Consider the following 1,062-nt stretch of genomic DNA (forward strand, 5'->3'; position numbering starts at 1 on the left):
TCCGTCGCCTGCTTGGCGACGGCTCGGATTATGGAATCCGCCTGGAGTACGCGGAACAGCCGTCCCCGGACGGCCTGGCCCAGGCATTTTTGATCGGCGAGGAATTCATCGGCGAAGACTCGGTGTGTCTCGTTCTGGGCGACAACATCTTCCACGGCGCAGGCTTCTCTGGCATGCTTCGGGAGGCGGTCCGCACGGCCGAGGAGGATGGCAACGCCACGGTGTTCGGTTACTGGGTGGACGATCCGGAGCGTTATGGAGTTGCAGAATTCGATAAATCGGGGAATTGCCTTTCGATCGAGGAGAAGCCGCAGCATCCGAAATCGAACTACGCGGTGGTGGGCCTCTATTTCTATCCGAACAAGGTCGTGGAAGTGGCCAAAAGCATCAGGCCTTCGTCACGCGGGGAGTTGGAGATCACGAGCGTGAACCAGCGTTTTCTTTCGGACGGCAAGTTAAAGGTGCAGACCTTGGGACGGGGTTTCGCGTGGCTGGACACGGGTACGCACGACTCGCTGAGCGAAGCCTCGACGTTCATCGAGGTTATCGAGAAGCGCCAGGGTCTGAAGATCGCCTGCCTGGAGGGCATCGCCTACCGTCAGGGCTGGATCACGGCGGAGAAGCTGCGCGAGGTGGCTGCGCCGATGCTCAAGAACCAGTACGGACAGTACCTGCTGAAAGTCATCGGGGAAGTCGAACGCACGGGCGATGCGAACCTTTAATTCGCAGAATACACCATGAATATCATACAGACATCCATCGAAGGCGTGGTCATCGTCGAGCCGCGCCTTTTCCGGGACGCGCGGGGATACTTTTTCGAGAGTTTCTCTGCGCGGGATTTCAGCGAGAAGGTTCGTGCGGTGGATTTCGTCCAGGACAACGAGTCACGCTCGACCTGCGGGGTGCTGCGGGGACTTCATTTCCAGCGTCCCCCTCATGCTCAGTCGAAGCTGGTTCGGTGCGTGCGCGGAGCGGTGTTGGACGTCGCGGTGGACATCCGCCGGGGGAGTCCGACCTACGGGCGTCATGTCGCCGTGGAGCTTACGGAGGATAACCACCTTC

Annotated in this window: 2 protein-coding genes; both read left to right on the top strand. The window is 59.9% G+C overall.

All coding sequences use genetic code 11. From position 1 onward, the window contains the following. Positions 1-722, top strand: a 722-nt coding sequence (locus KB554_RS13205; protein ID WP_211036502.1) for a sugar phosphate nucleotidyltransferase, incomplete at its 5' end; no start/stop codon positions are given. A 15-nt stretch (positions 723-737) separates the two neighbouring features. After that, positions 738-1,062, top strand: a 325-nt coding sequence (locus KB554_RS13210; RefSeq protein WP_211036503.1) for a dTDP-4-dehydrorhamnose 3,5-epimerase family protein, incomplete at its 3' end; no start/stop codon positions are given.

The organism is Alistipes sp. Marseille-P2263 (assembly GCF_018101075.1).
Taxonomy (GTDB): domain Bacteria; phylum Bacteroidota; class Bacteroidia; order Bacteroidales; family Rikenellaceae; genus Alistipes; species Alistipes dispar.